The sequence below is a fragment of the Fischerella sp. PCC 9605 genome, assembly GCF_000517105.1.
GTDB lineage: Bacteria > Cyanobacteriota > Cyanobacteriia > Cyanobacteriales > Nostocaceae > PCC9605.
Genome location: NZ_KI912149.1, coordinates 1,753,722 through 1,769,401 on the forward strand (window position 1 = coordinate 1,753,722; position 15,680 = coordinate 1,769,401).

The 15,680-nt window shown below is 42.3% G+C and carries 14 protein-coding genes and 1 pseudogene; 6 read left to right on the forward strand and 9 right to left on the reverse strand.

What is annotated here, in order from left to right; translation table 11 throughout:
* Positions 1 to 31 precede the first annotated feature (31 nt).
* The 9 genes and pseudogenes from FIS9605_RS0122615 to FIS9605_RS41150 form a co-directional block, all read right to left on the reverse strand.
* Complete coding sequence (locus FIS9605_RS0122615; protein WP_051470100.1) at positions 32 to 1,444, reverse strand: hypothetical protein; 1,413 nt, start codon at positions 1,442 to 1,444, stop codon at positions 32 to 34.
* 15 nt (positions 1,445 to 1,459) lie between these two features.
* On the reverse strand, positions 1,460 to 2,827 hold the full coding sequence (locus tag FIS9605_RS0122620; protein WP_026734635.1) for a glycoside hydrolase 100 family protein: 1,368 nt from the start codon (positions 2,825 to 2,827) through the stop codon (positions 1,460 to 1,462).
* Between the two features lie 270 nt (positions 2,828 to 3,097).
* On the reverse strand, positions 3,098 to 3,253 hold the full coding sequence (locus FIS9605_RS44290; protein WP_197036113.1) for a hypothetical protein: 156 nt from the start codon (positions 3,251 to 3,253) through the stop codon (positions 3,098 to 3,100).
* A gap of 47 nt (positions 3,254 to 3,300) precedes the next feature.
* Positions 3,301 to 3,753: an SRPBCC domain-containing protein gene (locus FIS9605_RS0122630; protein ID WP_026734636.1), complete on the reverse strand. Its 453-nt coding sequence runs from the start codon at positions 3,751 to 3,753 to the stop codon at positions 3,301 to 3,303.
* 50 nt (positions 3,754 to 3,803) lie between these two features.
* Positions 3,804 to 4,391, reverse strand: coding sequence for a hypothetical protein (locus FIS9605_RS0122635; protein WP_026734637.1), 588 nt, complete (start codon positions 4,389 to 4,391; stop codon positions 3,804 to 3,806).
* Positions 4,392 to 4,415: 24 nt separating this feature from the next.
* Positions 4,416 to 5,759, reverse strand: coding sequence for a ferredoxin reductase family protein (locus FIS9605_RS0122640; protein WP_026734638.1), 1,344 nt, complete (start codon positions 5,757 to 5,759; stop codon positions 4,416 to 4,418).
* Between the two features lie 188 nt (positions 5,760 to 5,947).
* A complete protein-coding gene (locus tag FIS9605_RS41145; protein WP_072032409.1) occupies positions 5,948 to 6,298 on the reverse strand; it encodes a phage holin family protein in 351 nt (116 codons plus the stop codon).
* Positions 6,299 to 6,420: 122 nt separating this feature from the next.
* On the reverse strand, positions 6,421 to 6,543 hold the full coding sequence (locus tag FIS9605_RS46150; RefSeq protein ID WP_269321059.1) for a hypothetical protein: 123 nt from the start codon (positions 6,541 to 6,543) through the stop codon (positions 6,421 to 6,423).
* Positions 6,544 to 6,575: 32 nt separating this feature from the next.
* Positions 6,576 to 6,731 (reverse strand): annotated as a pseudogene (locus tag FIS9605_RS41150) (DUF389 domain-containing protein); the annotation flags it as partial.
* 182 nt (positions 6,732 to 6,913) lie between these two features.
* On the opposite strand from FIS9605_RS41150, the gene FIS9605_RS0122655 reads away from it, so the two are divergent.
* From FIS9605_RS0122655 to ptsP, 6 genes are all read left to right on the forward strand, one after another.
* The gene (locus FIS9605_RS0122655; RefSeq protein WP_026734639.1) at positions 6,914 to 11,395 is read left to right on the forward strand and encodes an NACHT domain-containing protein; all 4,482 of its coding nucleotides are present in this window, start codon (positions 6,914 to 6,916) and stop codon (positions 11,393 to 11,395) included.
* A 39-nt stretch (positions 11,396 to 11,434) separates the two neighbouring features.
* Positions 11,435 to 11,743, forward strand: a complete 309-nt coding sequence (locus tag FIS9605_RS0122660) for a type II toxin-antitoxin system HicB family antitoxin (RefSeq protein WP_026734640.1) — start codon at positions 11,435 to 11,437, stop codon at positions 11,741 to 11,743.
* Between the two features lie 83 nt (positions 11,744 to 11,826).
* The gene (locus FIS9605_RS0122665) at positions 11,827 to 12,063 is read left to right on the forward strand and encodes a type II toxin-antitoxin system Phd/YefM family antitoxin (RefSeq protein ID WP_026734641.1); all 237 of its coding nucleotides are present in this window, start codon (positions 11,827 to 11,829) and stop codon (positions 12,061 to 12,063) included.
* Between the two features lie 192 nt (positions 12,064 to 12,255).
* A complete protein-coding gene (locus tag FIS9605_RS0122670) occupies positions 12,256 to 12,498 on the forward strand; it encodes an AbrB/MazE/SpoVT family DNA-binding domain-containing protein (protein WP_026734642.1) in 243 nt (80 codons plus the stop codon).
* Entirely contained in the window at positions 12,498 to 12,893 is a 396-nt protein-coding gene (locus FIS9605_RS0122675) for a PIN domain-containing protein (RefSeq protein ID WP_026734643.1), read from the forward strand. Before FIS9605_RS0122670 ends, FIS9605_RS0122675 begins: the two co-directional genes overlap by 1 nt.
* 216 nt (positions 12,894 to 13,109) lie before the next feature.
* Positions 13,110 to 15,644, forward strand: a complete 2,535-nt coding sequence (gene ptsP / locus FIS9605_RS0122680) for a phosphoenolpyruvate--protein phosphotransferase (RefSeq protein ID WP_026734644.1) — start codon at positions 13,110 to 13,112, stop codon at positions 15,642 to 15,644.
* Positions 15,645 to 15,680 lie beyond the last annotated feature (36 nt).

Here is a 15,680-nt window from a genome sequence, read left to right on the forward strand (position 1 = left end):
ACTAGCATGGTATTAGAAGAATTTCAACTTATTACTGATGAATAATTGTATGAATTTGGTTTGCTTCCTCTAAGATTTTTTCAACTCCAGAAGAAGCAATGCCCTTGACATAGTTAATTTTGATTTCTTCTAGCATATCGATCAGTAAAGATTGAAATTCCTGAACGTTATGCTTTTTCTGTAACTCCATCTCTAATGCATCACGAAAGTTTGTAATTAGACGAGAAGTAAGTTTTGCTGTAACTGAGTCTGACAGCACCATGATGAGGTTGTTAGAGATAGATTGAGATAAGTCATGAGCCAACTTTTCTGTTAGTTGATTGGGTAAGTGATTTAGACCAGGTATATTTTGTATTTGTTGATAAGCTGGAGATTCTTTGAGAGTACTTGCAATAGTGTGATGCATTAAGGCTTCTATATCAGGCTGGACTTGAGGTAAAACATCATAGACACTGACGTTGACTAAGCGAGTAGCGATAGCTTTTGCCTCGTTCGTTTCATTAACTTGAATGTAGGGTTTGCGCGTTTCAGGATGAAATAACCAGCGTGCCAAGTCACCCTGGCGAATCGCATCTTGCATTTGGTCAATCACTTGAATGCCTACCATTTCAGTGATTTCCTCAGCAAAACTCACGGCAAAGTCATGATTAATTTGCGATCGCAAAGGCTCAAGATTGAGTAAATCGGCTTGGTAAAGACGAATAGTTACTGGAATAACTCGTAGCCAACGCCAGAAGGGAAGTAACAAGAATAAATCGTACCACCGCCTTAGCATGGCTTCTAACCAGTTTAACGAAGGATTGCGACGACTGATATAAAAAGTACGTGCCAAAAATTCTAAGGCAAAAATAATTACAAAAGGTAAGTCAATCAACCAGAAACGATTGACAAAGTTGCCAAATCTACCAATATCGCGATAATAGTTACTATTAATTAGAGGTCTAATTTGATAATTAAAAAAATTAATTTCCGATTGCCAACCCATTTGGGACAAATAAGCTTGACTCCAAAACCTAGTAAAGGCATCTCTGGCAGATTGTTCATTTGTACGCAAGCGTATTTCATTTTTGATTTTTGCTAAAGTACCACTTTTATTAGCTACATCAAACGGATTATCCTCAATCATGCGGTGGCTAAGGAAACGTAATTCACCAAGCAAACTTTCTGCTTGGGGTGACTGCAAACCAGTCTGCAAAACCTGTTCTTCTAATTCTGTAACCTTGTCGAGGTAGTTTTGCGTTTCTGGATGGGGTTGAATGCCCTTAATTGGATCGTACAGTTGAGTGACATTTGGCAATACTTGTAGATAGAAATCACGCCAAGGAATATAGGTTAAATCAAATAAGACTAAACATAAATTGACCAATGCTAGGATGGCAATTAATCGTTCAAACCAGCGGTTGCGAGGTACAGGATATTTTCTTATACTTATTTTTGATGTCATGACTTAAAATTTTATTTATTCCATCTCAAAACAAATTAATTCTAAATGACTAGGATTGGAGATTAGCTCTTTTGCTACTAATAAACCAGCTATAGTCCAGATTTGATATTTTCTTGCTTCCTTACCAATTAATCGACCATTCTTACCATCGTAGTATTCTGGCCATTTATCTCCAAATAATCGATTTTCCGCAATCTCAATGGCTTTATGAGCAATCTCTATGCGATTTGTTTTTTGCGCTGCTGCTGTTAGTAACCACAGTAAGACTGGCCAATTACCACCATTGTGATAAGACCAAGGAGTATTTTTTGGATCGCACCCCGTAATGATTTGCCAGTCTATGCCCTCAAGTGCAGGATAACAGATTTTCATGGGCATATATCCAACTAAATCATTCCAACGTTGCTCAATTAAATTCATAATGCTTTGAGATTCTTGCTCACTGGCTAAAGAGGTGATAATAGCCATTAAGTTTCCCAAAGTAAAGAAACGAAAATCCATGCGTCCAGGGCCAAGATTACCCGCTAGATAACCGCCAGTATCTGGTAGCCATTCTGTTAACCAAGCAGGAATTGAATCAGGATAAATATTGAATCTGTTCGCTACTTCTTTGCCAAATTCATCACCTTTAAAGCGATAAATTTCATTCAAGCGATTTGGGTCAATCCAATAATATTCGCGGAGATGATAGGTAAGAGGTGCTAAACGTTGATTTACATCATTAATGCAGAAAGTATTATCATTATTGGGCAGAAGAAGTTCCCTAGCTGCACGTAAGGCAGCATAAAACAGCACCTGAATTTCTAGAGGATGTTCGTAGACACCCATACGACGGTCAATCATAAAAGCGCCATCGGGAACCAGCATGGTTGGATACATAGCAAATCGATGGACAAGACACATTTCCAAAATTAACTTGATTCCCTGTTGAAATTCGGTTTGGTGGGCAAGTGAGATATCGCCTGTGGCTTTAACGTAAGCTCGTAGTAAGATAATCCACCACAAGCAAGAATCAACAGGTGGAACTCTGGCGATCGCATGTTCCCCAAAATCAGCAGTCAAATACTCTTCGCCATCTTTTGATACTACTTTAAAACTGGCTGGCATTAGTCCCGGCCCCGGCTGAAAACAGTCCATTTGCGGCTCATGACTCTGCAAAGCGAGAGTTTCTATCAAGAAATTACGTACAATTTCAGATTTACCGTTAATCAAAAAAGCCAGCGCCGATAAGACAAAATCACGGACGAAACATTGGTCATAATTCAGTGCTTGTGACCCTGGTTCTAAGGCTGCAACTGTTCCAATCGGACGATCGTGATAATAAATAATTGACTTTTCAATTAGTATCCAAGCTTCTGCAATTAAATTATTTTTTGTTCTCATTAGTTACGTAGTCTCCTTAAGTAAATAGTTAATTGTTATGAACAATTAATAATTATTATTTTTGTGCTGAAATAAGATTTTTTTAGGGAGGAAAATGCCCAAATTAAATAGATGGTAGATATTACTTTCCTTACTGGTAAATTGAAATATATCACCATTTTTAATAAGAGCCATAGGTTCTTAATTCTTGTTACCAGTTTCAACCTAGTAACGAGGGTTTGGAGACCCTGTTTCCGGGCTGTTGTATAGGTGTGCAAGATATGAATCAATTTATGTCGGAAAACGAGTAGGAATATATGAAATTCTGCCCTGTGTATTTGTTTCTTCTGGAGCTGGACGGTATTGCAACCAGGCAAATAAAGCAGCAGTACCGAGAAAAATAAAGGTGATAGTTGCTACTAATTGAAGCATAATACTGTAACGCATAACAAAGCCTTAGATTTAAGATTTTTAAAATGCAAAAGAATCAAATTCTATACTTTTCCTACAGCTTCTGATTGTTCAGATCGCATTTTCAAGGCACGATTCATTTCTTCAAAACCTTGGCGCGTGTTTGTATCAAGTTGGTGTGCAAATAACGGAACAAGTAACCCTCTAAAAACTTCCCTTTGAATGAAGTGAGTGCGATTTCTTTCCAGAGATTCAATCACGAAAATGTGTTCGCCATCAAACAGCCCTGGTATGAGAAAATGACCCAACCAGCTTAATTCTCGATTTGGCATAGCTTTAAGAACTGTCGGTTTAAAAGTTATCTCATTTTTTCCTGGAGGCTTAATTTGTAGTTCCAGTTGTGCGCCCTCTCTAACCTCTCCACTGACTCGACGGATAAAGGGATTCCATGTTGGAAAACTGTCAAAATCGGTGAGTATTTTCCAAACCTGCTTATCCGGTGCTTGAATTTCGATCTCTGTGTAGATTTCTTTCATAGTTAATTTTTAAGATGTATACTTTGTGTTTATGAGATAAAGCATTAATCTTATGGACGTTCTACCCGAAAATTTGCCCACATGATAAAGCCATGAACTCGGCATTCCAAATCTTGTAGCCACTCAACTAGTTCGTGATTGCTATTGTGTAACAAGGTATAGTCTTGGTCATCTTGGACTAAGGTTAAACCTGTTTGTGGATTTTCGATGCTCGTTTCAATATTGCGGTTAAAACGTTCATCTAATAATTTCAACAGCCGTGTTACTTTGGCTTGCGCAACTTCTAAACTTAATAGGGTGTAATCTTGCTGTTGAATGATTTGCTGAAGTTCAGCGATATTGCTAAATTTTCGCCGACCGAGAGTGCCTTGAGTTGGTACTAAAAGTGCCGCCGCCCCATTTCTTAAGTCCTGCTGATTTAGCGCAAAATAATTCCAATCACCGTAAGCATACTGAATTAATTCGCCGTTGCCACTGGGTAACACCAATCTGGAATGCAAGCCGTGGTCTGTGACATAGATAGCGATCGCTTCGGTAGGGTCAGCAGGGGGTACGATGGTTGCGGGAGAAAACATCCAGATCAATAAGATAGAAGCAATTACTAGTGAAGCAAATTTGGCAATGCGGCATAAACGCATAGCTAATGCATGATGCTAATTGAGTTAAACAAGGTTATAGTGTTCCATGTGAATGTTGGTGACAGGTACTTCCAACTCGTGCAAGGCTTTCTCTACCTGATCCATCATTTTTGGTACAGCACAGATAAAGTAATTTCGAGTTGCAGGACGCTTAGGAATGTAGCGTTTTAGCAGTTCCTTATCAACATATCCACTTTCCCCTGACCAATCCTCCGGAGGTTCTCTAAGAACGTGGACAACTGTCAGGTCTAATTTGTCTTTTAAGGCTTCAATTTCTTCTCGGTAAGTTACATCTTCCCAAGTCTTATTCGCATAAATTAACAGTATGGGGCGCTCATCTTTACGTTCTGCTAAGGTAACAAGCATACTCATAATTGGCGTGATGCCGATACCTCCAGCAATAAAGACAAATCCAGCAGTGTTTTCATAACGGTCTGTAGTGAAAACTCCATAAGGGCCGTCAAGGAAGGCTTTAGTACCAGGTTTGACATCTTTGATTGTATTTGTGAAGTCTCCTAAAGCCTTAATGCCAAATTCAATGCGATCGGGATGTTCTGCACTCGAAGCAAAAGAAAATGGATGTTCACGCATTCTAAACGGCGATATTTCCAGAGTCAGCCAAGCAAATTGACCTGGTTGGAAATGTATTCCCTCGTGTCCTCTGGGACGCAAAACTAGATTCCAGACATTGCCTCGTTGGGGAATTGCAGCTTCTACCAAGTAAGGTTTTTTCTGCATAAAGTAGGGTTTGACCAAGCGGACGTAAATTAATAACCACAACGCAGCTACTGCAATACCAGTCCAGATCACTGCTTTCCAAAACAGCCCTAGGTAGTTACCCACACCCAAGGCATGTCCCAAACCAAATCCAACGATAATAACTGCTAAGATGCCATGAGCTATACGCCAAGGTTCGTAGGGAATGTTAAGCTGTTTGCGCCAAATGGAAGTGACAATAATCGCAATTAGCGCCAAAGTAGCGATAACTGCTGCCCTTGCTCGCCACGGGGCTTCGATGAAATTCAATAGTTGCAGTGTCTCTGGATTGTTAATGAATAAAATTATCGGGTGAGCAAGGATGAAAAAGAACGCAACTATCGAGGTGTAGCGGTGAAACTGAAGAATTAGGTCAATGCCGTATGAGGCTTCGATGCGGTTGATCCGGGCAGTTAGAGCAAATTGCATTGCCATCATTGCTAAACCGATGAAACCCAAAGCAGCAGAAAATTCCAGCCAAAAACTACGTTCATCACTTGGTGTAGGCGGGTATAAAAGTAGTATTAGTAGGGGTAATAGGATAATCAAAAGATATGCACCTATCCAAGATGCCCCTATGATCACGGGATTTTTCATCAATAAACTTCTCATCGGCGCATACCTCCTAACCTTGCTGTTGCGATACAGCTTGCGATCGCCTGTTGATTTCCGGCCAATTCACCTATCAAAAAAACAATTTGTTGTCGTAAAAATTTTATTATCATAAATTTTTGCCTTAAATTCACAATCTTATGCTTTGTCTTGATTAGTTATTCCAAATGAAACACTCGCTTTTTTGATCAAGTCAGTGGTGCTATGAGCCTTAAGAGAATGGAATTAATAATTGCCAAAGCGATTGAACCAAGCAAAGCGCTCCAAAAACCGTATCTTAAGCGAAAACCAGGCACTATAGCAGCTGATAACCCAAAGATAATTGCATTTAGAACAAAAAAGAATAAGCCTATGGTAAGGATAATGAATGGCAAGGTAAAAAAGGTTAAAACGGGAAGTAAAAGTGCATTCAATATTCCAAAAACTGCGGCGGTAATTAACGCTTTTCCAAAACTGTCGATTTCTACTCCTATTGGTAGTCTAGAAATAATCAAAAAGCTGATAGCTGTTACTAACCAAGTAATTATCAACCCAACCATAAGAAAGACTCCTTATCAGTAACATGTCGATTTCGGTCGAGCAGGTCGATATTTTTAGTATTTGCGATAAATGTGAAGAGAAAGTGACCGCACTACCACGCTGTCACCAAGTTCATACAAATTCATAAAGCTTGTGTTTGCGGTACTTGCGTCCGATCGCGAACTGATACCATTTTGGATTTTAGATTTTGGATTGGGAATGACTGTCTCTGCCGGGGTTCTGTTAATCCATCTGTTGCAATCATTTTTTTTATTGGTATGACTATATCGGGCACGTTGAAAAGTGGACACTGATTACACAAACTGGTGACATAAGTGCAACTGCGATCGCTGTTCCGGCTAAACTTTCAGAAATTTTTGGCTGCACTTTTGCATAACCACTAATTCCCCCAGCCGCTACGGCAATTCCTAAGTTTAGTAAAGTGGGTCGAGAACTAGTCTGACTTGAAAATAAGGCAGCTATGCTGACGGCAGAGGGCAGAAAGAATAAAGATTTTCATCGATGCTGCTGTACTGAAAGTTCATGACCCACTAAACTCCAGATCTATGATTACCAGGCGTTAACATAAGAATAAACAAGCTCAGCAAATCTTCCTTTTATAAAAAAACGCGCCTGTGATACCGATTGATCTTAAGTCTTTAATCAGCGCAATTACTGGCATCATCAGTCCCACCTCTTTGATCAAAGATAAGATTCAGCGCAATGAAACAGTAATTAGATTATTAAAGCAATTTAATCTCGATCCTGAGCATCCCCCAGCTGATTTTAGCGGTGTTTACGCCTACACCTTAGTAGAATACGGTGTTGGCAAACCCAAGCCATTGCTCGAACTTTTCCGGCAAGAAGAAATCAAATTAGCTTTTCGTAAGGCATTTGACCACAATAACCCTTCAATTCTCCTGTCTGAAATCGATGCTTTTCTTGATGCCTATGCTTCGGGAGATGAAATCAAAAGCTTGAGAATCGATGTAAGACGCGAAATTGCTGAATTTTATATTGTATTTTCGGAAGTAGCCAAACGCAGCCGCACACCTGCTGATGTGCTGACGAACCAGCAAATCGGCTCTTTACACAAAAGAATTGCTAACATCCAAGAACAACTCGATAGGTTGCCGACACTGGAAGGAATCAGAACAGAGATAGCACGTTTGGCGACACAGAGTTATTCAGCATTGCCACCAGGTGTAGAGACGCGAAATTTCGCGTCTCTACATGAAAAGAAATGTCGGGCGATCGCCCTAGCACAACAAATGCGCGGTTGGTTTGAAACTCTAGGCTACAGCTTTGAAAAACACGAAATTTGGGAAGATAACTATTTTGAGTGGATTATCCGCATTCCAGTAAGACGTAATCGTTTTGACCGTATACTCGTGCGTGGAATTGAGGGCGAAGCCGGACTGAGTGATGTGATGGCTTTGCGCCAGTCAGTAGAAGCACAAAACACAGACGAAGGCTGGTTAGTGACAGCACGGCGCATTTCACGCGCGGCGCGTGATGAAGTTGATAAAGAAGAAAATCGGGATTTGGAATGCTTGACTTTTGATGAACTTATCGACCAAGATGCTGATTTTAACGGCTATCTCGATTGGTTGGAAGCAGAAATCAAACGGCGAGAAATAGATCAAAAGTATGTGCCACTCGCTTGTACAAAAGAAGAATTTGACCCAGTAACGAAGCGTCGCATTGGTGTCAGTCGCTACGATGAGCGTGACGATTGGATTGACGGTTACATTGATCTATGGTTGGATGACCCAGCCAAAGAGCATATCTCAATTTTGGGCGAGTTTGGTACAGGTAAGACTTGGTTTGCCTTCCATTATGCTTGGACTGCATTGCAACGTTACAAAGATGCTCAAAGACGTGGTTTGGAACGTCCCCGCTTACCTTTGGTCATTACCTTACGCGACTATGCTAGAGCCTTGAATGTGGAGAACGTGCTGGCGGGTTTCTTTTTCACCCAACATAATATTCGCTTAAACAGCGAAGTTTTTGATCAACTCAACCGCATGGGTAAACTGCTGCTGATTTTCGATGGTTTTGACGAAATGGCAGCAAAATGCGATCGCCAGCAAATGATAAACAATTTTTGGGAACTAGCAAAAGTTGTGGTTCCCGGTTCCAAAGTGATTCTGACAAGTCGCACCGAGCATTTTCCTGAAGCAAAAGAAGGATGGGCGTTACTCAACGCCGAACTGCAAGCCTCTACTGCCAATCTGACGGGTGAAACACCCCAGTTTGAAGTCCTGGAACTAGAGAAATTCAACGACGAACAAATTCGGCAGGTGTTATCTTTTAATGCTGAACCTGCCACAGTTGAACAGGTGATGGGTAATCCCCAACTGTTGGACTTGGCACGGCGTCCGGTGATGACAGAGTTAATTTTGGAAGCGTTGCCAGATATTGAGGCGGGTAAACCTGTGGATATGTCACGGGTTTATCTATATGCCGTGCGGCGCAAGATGGAACGAGATATCAAAGCTGAGCGTACTTTTACTTCTTTAGCAGATAAACTCTACTTTTTGTGCGAACTTTCCTGGGAGATGCTGTCTACTGAGCAGATGAGCCTCAATTATCGGCTTTTCCCCGATCGCATTCGTCGCCTGTTTGGTGCAGTTGTGCGCGAGGAAAAGGATTTAGACCACTGGCACTATGACATGATGGGTCAAACAATGCTCATCCGCAATGCCGATGGTGATTATACTCCCGCGCATCGTTCGTTGTTAGAGTTCTTTGTTGCTTATAAGTTTGCCGCTGAGTTGGGGGTATTGGCTGATGATTTTATTGAGTTGGCGCAGGCGCAGTTGCATTTAGACACAACAGCTACACCAGAGAATTACACTTGGTCATCGTATTTCCGGCGACAAGTAAATGACGCGGAGCAAATTTTACCAATTACCCCCCTGAAAAGATTTGTCAGTGAATCTCTAGTACAACTGCAACCGACTTTTGGTCAAGCTCCTCTGACAAAGGCAGTAATGGATTTGCTTGTGCCAATGTTGGGTAACTACTCTCCTCTCTTAGAAATACTCGATGCTACACGCGGCAAAACAGAAGAAGAGGTGGGTTATGTCGGGGGAAATGCAGCAAAATTGTTAGTAAAGGTTAATAAGAGAGCTTTGGAAGGGAAGAATCTCTCTCAGGCAGTGATTCGGAATGCTGATTTTACTAATGCCAGCCTACGCCATGTTAATTTTACTGGAGCAAATCTAATTGACTGTGTTTTTACCAAAGTATTAGGCAGTGTTTTGGCAGTAGGATTTAGTCCGGATGGCAAACTGTTGGCTAGCGGTGATTATGATGGAGTGGTTTGCTTGTGGGAAGCAGCTAGTGGCAGAGAAATTTTGACCTGTAAAGGGCACACCAATTCAGTATGTGCAATCGCCTTCAGCCCAGACGGTCAAATCCTTGCCAGTAGTAGTGCTGACCAAACAGTGAGATTATGGCATGTCCACAGTGGTAAATGCTTCCATACCTTGCAGGGACACATTAGTTGGGTACGTGCAGTTGCCTTCAGTCCCGATGGTCAAATTCTTGCCAGTTGTGGTGATGACCAAACAGTGAGATTATGGCATGTCCACAGTGGTAAATGCTTCCATACCTTGCAGGGACACGTTAGTTGGGTACGTGCAGTTGCCTTCAGTCTCGATGGTCAAATTCTTGCCAGTGGTAGTCATGACCAAACAGTGCGATTATGGCATCTCCAGAGTGGTGAATGCCTTAATATCTTGCAAGGGCACACCAGTTGGATACGTACAGTTGCCTTCAGTCCCGATGGTCAAATTCTTGCCAGTGGTAGTAATGACCAAACGGTGCGATTATGGAATCTCAATAATGGTGTATGCTTCCACACTTTACAGGGACACACTAATTGTGTAAATTCAGTTGCCTTCAGTTCCGATGGTCAAATTCTTGCCAGTGGTAGTATTGATCAAACAGTGCGATTATGGCATGTCCAGAGTGGTGAATGCTTTCATACCTTGCAGGGACACACCAAATCAGTAAATTCATTTGCCTTCAGTCCTGATGGTCAAACCCTTGCCAGTGGTGGTGATGACCAAACAGTGCGATTATGGCACATCAGTAGTGGTGAATGCTTTCATACCTTACAGGGACACATCAATTGGGTAAATTCAGTTGCTTTCAGTTCCGATGGTCAAACTCTTGCTAGTGGTAGCGCCGACAAAATGGTGCGATTGTGGGACATTAACAGTGGTGAATGTATTAATATTTTGCAGAGACACATCGATTGGGTAAATTCAGTTGCCTTCAGTCCCGATGGTCAAATCCTTGCCAGTGGTAGCACTGACCAAACAGTGCGATTATGGTATCTCCAGGGTGGTGAATGTCTCAACACTTTGCAAGAGCACACCAGTGGGATAATTGCAATTGCCTTCAGTCCCAATGGTCAAATCCTTGCCAGTTGTAATAATGACCAAACGGCGCGATTGTGGGACATTAACAGTGGTGAATGTATTAATATTTTGCAAGGGCACACCAATTGGGTAAATTCAGTTGCTTTCAGTTCCGATGGTCAAATCCTTGCCAGTGGTAGCGCTGACCAAACAGTGCGATTATGGGACATTAACAGTGGTGAATGTATTAATATTTTGCAAGGGCACACCAGTTGGGTGCGTGCAGTTGCCTTCAGTCCCAATGGTCAAATCCTTGCCAGTGGTAGCGCTGACCAAACAGTGCGGTTATGGGACATTAACAGTGGTGAATGTCTCAACACTTTGCAAGGGCACATCAGTCGAATACGTGCGGTTGCCTTCAGTCCCGATGGTCAAATTCTTGCTAGTAGTAGTGCTGACCAAACAGTGCGATTATGGCATCTCCAGAGTGGTGAATATATCAATATTTTGCAAGGGCATACGAATTGGGTAAATTCAGTTGCCTTCAGTCCCGATGGTCAAATTCTTGCCAGTGGTAGTGGGGATGGCACAATTAAACTTTGGGATGTCAAGACTGGCGAGTGCCTCAAAACCTTCAGAAGCGACAAACCCTATGAGGGCATGAATATCACAGGCGTTGCTGGTTTAACGGAAGCCGAAAAAGCCACGCTGAAAGCTTTAGGGGCGGTGGAAAATAGAGAGTAGACTACCTAATAGAAAGTGAAAAAAAGGATGTTGAAGAAAATGTTAGATAAAGTAAACATTTTAATTGAAAAAAAAGAGTCAGGATATCTTGTCTCGTCTCCAGCAATAGAGGGACATCAATTTCAGGATGATTCTCTAGAAAGTGTGTTTGAGAGACTTAAAGAAGTAATTAAAGATTATCTTGAAACTACTAGTACTTCCCATCATCAAACAACAGGTGAATCTCTCATTAATCTAGTGGCGGATTTTACTAAAGATATGACAGAAGAAGAGATGAATCAATTACCGACAGATGGAGCAGAACAACACGAACATTACCTCTATGGAACACCCAAAAAAGCAAGATGAAGCTTGTATTTGCAGACGCTTTCTATTGGATAGCATTAACAAATCCAAGAGATGATTAGCATATAAAAGCTATAGAAATTCCTATGCTCACTCGAAAAATTGACTTACATGAAACACAACCAAGTTTGAAGGAGTTGTTATCCCTAGTGCAGGCTGGTACAGAAATTATTTTGACAGAGGGTGATACTGCATTAGCTCGGTTAATACCAGTTGCATCATCACCTTCACCAAGAGTGGCAGGATTGCATACTGGTGCGATCTGGACAAGTGATGATTTTGACGAACCACTGCCTGAAGAATTTTGGACAGGCAACTCATGAAGTTCATATTAGACACCCATACCTTTATTTGGTGGGATAGTGAGCCAACCAGACTTTCCCAACACACTATTACACTGTCAATCACTATATTTATTAGCGATCGCTATAACAGTCAAAGCACAAGCCAGCTTGATTCATTCAGATTTCATCCTTACCATAAAGTAAGAAATATACATAAAAGTAAGGAAAGCTATGTATATTACTACAATTACTAGTAAAGGTCAGACAACTATCCCAAAAGAAATTCGAGAGAAACTTAACTTACGTCCAGGCGATCGCATTAGTTTCATTGTCGAAGCCGACGGTAGAGTCTACATTCAACCACTAAATGTGCATGTTGAGGAATTGTCCGGTATCCTCCACCAACCAGGAAGGGAGCCAGTATCTATCGAAGAAATGAATGCAGCAATTGAACAGTCTGGTGGAAGCTTGTGATGAAGGGGCTGGATACCAATGTTATTGTTCGCTATCTTGTTCAGGATGACTTGGAACAATGGAAGTTGGCGGATGAGTATATTAAACAGACGAAAGTAAGTGGTGAAATCTGTTTCATTAACAACATTGTTCTATGTGAACTTGTTTGGGTACTGAAAACTTCATATAAACTCAATCGTTCTGAAATTAGCGATGTTCTCGAAAAAATACTGAGAGCAGATGCTTTTGACTTTGAAAACAGAGAAGCGGCTTGGTGGTCGGTACAGCAGATGAAAAAGGGAAAAGCTGATTTCTCTGACTATCTAATTGGGAAGTTGAATGAAGAAGCTGGATGTACTGAAACTGCCACATTTGATGCCAAGTTGAAAGGAGTTGAGGGATTTCGCTCACTTTGACCTTGCTTTCAAGTATTGAAAGTCTGTTGATTACATAAAGTCAAAATTAAGAAACTGCCGTACTCCCAGTTTGAAATGATATTTTCGATCGCAGTTCACACAAATAATGTTTTGAGATTACAGTTTGCTGATAAGTTGCCCATATTCTGATATATTCCCCATAAGTAGGTGGAAGCATTCTCAAATCTCAACTCAAAACTAATTAACGGTGTTGCCGTGGTTGGAATTGTCATTGTTTCTCACAGCAAACGGTTAGCAGAAGGTGTGCGGGAGCTAGCAGCCCAAATGGTTCAAGGCAAAGTCCCTTTAGCCGTGGCCGCAGGAATTGACGATCCAGAAAACCCGCTAGGTACAGATGCTATGCAGGTTTATAATGCGATCGCATCTGTTTACAGTGATGATGGTGTCCTGGTGTTAATGGATCTGGGTAGCGCCTTGATGAGTGCGGAAATGGCGTTGGAGTTTCTCCCAGAAGAACATCAACAGAAAGTACACCTGTGTGCAGCACCTCTGGTAGAAGGTGCGATCGCCGCAACAGTCGCAGCCGCAGCTGGTAATAATATTCAGCAAGTAATCGCCGAAGCACAGGGAGCATTAATAGCAAAAGCGACTCAATTAGGTGTAGTCGACCACCTCACCCCCTACCCCTCTCCACTAGCGGAGAGGGGAGAAAAACAAAACACAAAAGAAATTCGTCTGACTGTCAGCAATAGGCTAGGATTACATGCCCGTCCAGCAGCTCGATTTGTGGGATGTGCTGCCCGGTTTCAATCGCAAATTAAGGTACGTAATGTTACTAAAGGTAGTGATTTTGTCCGTGCTGACAGCATTAACCAAGTGGCAATGCTAGGGGTGCGCCAAGGACACGAAATAGTCATTACTGCGACTGGTTCCGATGCAGATGAAGCACTAGCTGCATTGCAAGCATTAATTGAAAGCAACTTTGGCGAAGATGACCGCGCTTTAGAACCTCACCCCACCACCTCACCACCCCATCTCCCCATCTCTGCCTCTCCTCCCTCTTCCCTGCAAGGCATTCCCGCTTCGCCCGGAGTCGCGATCGCACCCAGCTTCCAATTTAGAAAAATACCCCTTGCCTTACATCAAATCACCCCTATATCAATCCAGGAATATCACGTAAAAAATCCTGAGTTTGAGTGGCAACGTTTACAATCAGCTCTACAAACTGCTCGACAGGAAATTCAGACTTTGCTCTCAAACGCATCAATTCAAATTGGTGATGCAGAAGCAGCTATATTTGATGCCCATCTGTTATTTCTAGAAGACCCAACCCTGATTGAAGCAGCACAGCAACGCGTCTTTACCTACCATCTCAATGCTGAAGCCGCTTGGCAAGGAGTTGTAGATGAGGTGGCAAGTAACTATCATCACCTTGACGATCCCTATTTACGAGAGCGAGTAGCTGATGTCGTCGATGTGGGACAGCGAGTGTTACGAGTATTATCTGGTGCTCCTGTAACTGCTGTGGAGATATCCCAACCTGCGATTTTAGTTGCTGCTGATTTAAATCCTTCTGATACAGCAGGGTTAGACCCAACAAAAGTTTTGGGCATTTGTATTACTGCGGGTAGTGCTACTTCCCACAGTGCCATCCTTGCCCGTTCATTGGGCATCCCTGCAATCGTTGGTTTACCAGCAGAGATATTGCAACTTGCAGATGGAACCCTCCTCGCCATAGACGGTGAGACGGGTAGGGTATGGATAGAACCAGAACCAGACACTTTAGCAGCACTGCAAGCAAAGCGGGATACACAGCAAGCTGCCCAACAACAAGCACTGAACATTGCACGCCAGCCTTGTTTAACTCGCGACGGTAGCGCTATTACTGTATTTGCGAATATTGGCAGTATAGCTGATACACAACAAGCTCTGAAATTGGGCGCGGAGGGTGTAGGATTACTTCGCACCGAGTTTCTTTATCTTAATCGTACAACTGCTCCTTCGGAAGAAGAGCAACTAACAGTTTATCAAGCGATCGCTCAAATTTTAGATACCCGTCCTTTGATCATTCGCACTCTCGATGTAGGTGGAGACAAACCACTTCCCTATTTGGGAATGCAGTCTGAAACTAATCCTTTTTTAGGTTGGCGCGGTATTCGTTTTTGTCTGGATCGTCCGCAAGTGTTGAAAACTCAGTTGCGAGCAATTTTAAGAGCCAGTTTTGGACAGCAGATCAAAATCATGTTTCCAATGATTGCCGCTGTAGCAGAAATACAAGCAGCAAAAGCTATGCTAACTGAAGTACAAGCAGAACTACGTCAGGCTGGTATCGCTTTTGATGAAACAATGGAAGTGGGCATCATGGTAGAAGTGCCAGCAGCGGTTGCCATTGCCGACCAGTTAGCCGCAGAAGTAGACTTTTTTAGCATTGGCACTAACGACCTCAGTCAGTATGTGATGGCAGCAGACCGCACCAACCCAAAAGTAGCAAATTTGGCTGATGCCTTCCATCCCGCAGTGTTGCGAATGATCCAGCAAACCATCCAGACTGGACATGCTGCTGGCATATGGGTAGGGTTGTGTGGCGAAATGGCATCAGACCCTTTGGCAGCACCAATTTTATTAGGATTGGGGCTAGATGAAGTTAGTCTAAATCCCCACGCTATCCCTGGATTTAAAGTTGCGATCGCACAATTGACAATGGCACAAGCAGAGGCGATCGCAACAACAGCATTGCAACAAGATTCTGCTGCTAAAGTTAGAGCATTAGTTTCGACTTCAGTGGATTAAGACTCTGCGAGCCTCTGCGTTAAAATCGCTACTATA

Bases quoted from the DNA above. Each gene is read 5' to 3' on its own strand.
- FIS9605_RS0122615 (WP_051470100.1), bottom strand. From the start codon at position 1,444: ATGACATCAAAAATAAGTATAAGAAAATATCCTGTACCTCGCAACCGC.
- FIS9605_RS0122620 (WP_026734635.1), bottom strand. From the start codon at position 2,827: ATGAGAACAAAAAATAATTTAATTGCAGAAGCTTGGATACTAATTGAA.
- FIS9605_RS44290 (WP_197036113.1), bottom strand. From the start codon at position 3,253: ATGCGTTACAGTATTATGCTTCAATTAGTAGCAACTATCACCTTTATT.
- FIS9605_RS0122630 (WP_026734636.1), bottom strand. From the start codon at position 3,753: ATGAAAGAAATCTACACAGAGATCGAAATTCAAGCACCGGATAAGCAG.
- FIS9605_RS0122635 (WP_026734637.1), bottom strand. From the start codon at position 4,391: ATGCGTTTATGCCGCATTGCCAAATTTGCTTCACTAGTAATTGCTTCT.
- FIS9605_RS0122640 (WP_026734638.1), bottom strand. From the start codon at position 5,759: ATGAGAAGTTTATTGATGAAAAATCCCGTGATCATAGGGGCATCTTGG.
- FIS9605_RS41145 (WP_072032409.1), bottom strand. From the start codon at position 6,298: ATGGTTGGGTTGATAATTACTTGGTTAGTAACAGCTATCAGCTTTTTG.
- FIS9605_RS46150 (WP_269321059.1), bottom strand. From the start codon at position 6,543: ATGATTGCAACAGATGGATTAACAGAACCCCGGCAGAGACAGTCATTC.
- FIS9605_RS0122660 (WP_026734640.1), top strand. From the start codon at position 11,435: ATGTTAGATAAAGTAAACATTTTAATTGAAAAAAAAGAGTCAGGATAT.
- FIS9605_RS0122665 (WP_026734641.1), top strand. From the start codon at position 11,827: ATGCTCACTCGAAAAATTGACTTACATGAAACACAACCAAGTTTGAAG.
- FIS9605_RS0122670 (WP_026734642.1), top strand. From the start codon at position 12,256: ATGTATATTACTACAATTACTAGTAAAGGTCAGACAACTATCCCAAAA.
- FIS9605_RS0122675 (WP_026734643.1), top strand. From the start codon at position 12,498: ATGAAGGGGCTGGATACCAATGTTATTGTTCGCTATCTTGTTCAGGAT.